The 1,675-nt window shown below is 50.9% G+C and carries 2 rRNA genes; both read right to left on the bottom strand.

The window, feature by feature from the left end:
* Positions 1-26: 26 nt before the first annotated feature.
* Positions 27-139, bottom strand: a 5S ribosomal RNA gene (rrf, locus tag KHU29_RS21975).
* Positions 140-327: 188 nt separating this feature from the next.
* Positions 328-1,675 (bottom strand): 23S ribosomal RNA (locus tag KHU29_RS21970); the annotation flags it as partial.

The raw sequence follows: 1,675 nt of genomic DNA, 5'->3' as shown, positions 1-1,675 counted from the left end.
TTGGTTCAGAGGGTTTTTTAATAAAAGCCTGACGATGACCTACTTTCACACTGGTTGCAGCACTATCATCGGCGCAAAGTCGTTTCACGGTCCTGTTCGGGATGGGAAGGGGTGGTACCAACTCGCTATGGTCATCAGGCATAACTTGTAACCGCTGTTCGTTCTCCAGGAGGAGCAACGCACAACGCAATCTGGAAGAAGTAGTTTTTTATACCGGACTCGCTGTTGTTTTCACAAAGAGCGAGTCCGGTTGGGTATGAATGTCCAAACGGTGTGTTGAGCACCTTGGCAAACAAATAAGCTCATCATATAACCTGCTAAGGTTATAGGGACAAGCCTCACGGGCAATTAGTACTGGTTAGCTTAACGTATTACTACGCTTCCACACCCAGCCTATCAACGTCCTGGTCTCGAACGACCCTTTAGGGGAATCTAGTTCCCGGGAAATATCATCTCAAGGCAAGTTTCCCGCTTAGATGCTTTCAGCGGTTATCTCTTCCGAACTTAGCTACCCGGCAATGCCACTGGCGTGACAACCGGTACACCAGAGGTTCGTCCACTCCGGTCCTCTCGTACTAGGAGCAGCCCCCTTCAAATTTCCAACGCCCACGGCAGATAGGGACCAAACTGTCTCACGACGTTTTAAACCCAGCTCACGTACCACTTTAAATGGCGAACAGCCATACCCTTGGGACCGGCTACAGCCCCAGGATGTGATGAGCCGACATCGAGGTGCCAAACTCCCCCGTCGATATGAACTCTTGGGAGGAATCAGCCTGTTATCCCCAGAGTACCTTTTATCCGTTGAGCGATGGCCCTTCCATACAGAACCACCGGATCACTATGTCCTACTTTCGTACCTGCTCGACTTGTCAGTCTCGCAGTTAAGCACGCTTATGCCATTGCACTATTAGCACGATGTCCGACCGTACCTAGCGTACCTTCGAACTCCTCCGTTACACTTTGGGAGGAGACCGCCCCAGTCAAACTGCCTACCATGCACTGTCCCCGATCCGGATAACGGACCAAGGTTAGAACCTCAAACAAACCAGGGTGGTATTTCAAGGTTGGCTCCACGAGAACTAGCGTCCCCGCTTCAAAGCCTCCCACCTATCCTACACAGATTGGTTCAAAGTCCAATGCAAAGCTACAGTAAAGGTTCATGGGGTCTTTCCGTCTAGCCGCGGGTAGATTGCATCATCACAAACATTTCAACTTCGCTGAGTCTCGGGAGGAGACAGTGTGGCCATCGTTACGCCATTCGTGCAGGTCGGAACTTACCCGACAAGGAATTTCGCTACCTTAGGACCGTTATAGTTACGGCCGCCGTTTACTGGGACTTCAATCAAGAGCTTGCACCCCATCATTTAATCTTCCAGCACCGGGCAGGCGTCACACCCTATACGTCCACTTTCGTGTTTGCAGAGTGCTGTGTTTTTATTAAACAGTCGCAGCCACCTTTTTATTGCAGCCCTTTCGTCCTTCTGGCGCAGGCCAGTCAAACTACCGGGGCGTACCTTATCCCGAAGTTACGGTACAAATTTGCCGAGTTCCTTCTCCCGAGTTCTCTCAAGCGCCTTAGAATACTCATCTCGCCCACCTGTGTCGGTTTGCGGTACGGTCTCGTTAGACTGAAGCTTAGAGGCTTTTCTTGGAACCACTTCCGATTGCTTCG

The organism is Collimonas antrihumi (assembly GCF_018304965.1).
In the GTDB taxonomy this organism is placed as follows: domain Bacteria; phylum Pseudomonadota; class Gammaproteobacteria; order Burkholderiales; family Burkholderiaceae_D; genus Collimonas; species Collimonas antrihumi.
The sequence above is the reverse complement of the archived record's forward strand: the minus strand, read 5'-3'. Positions and strand labels throughout refer to the sequence as shown.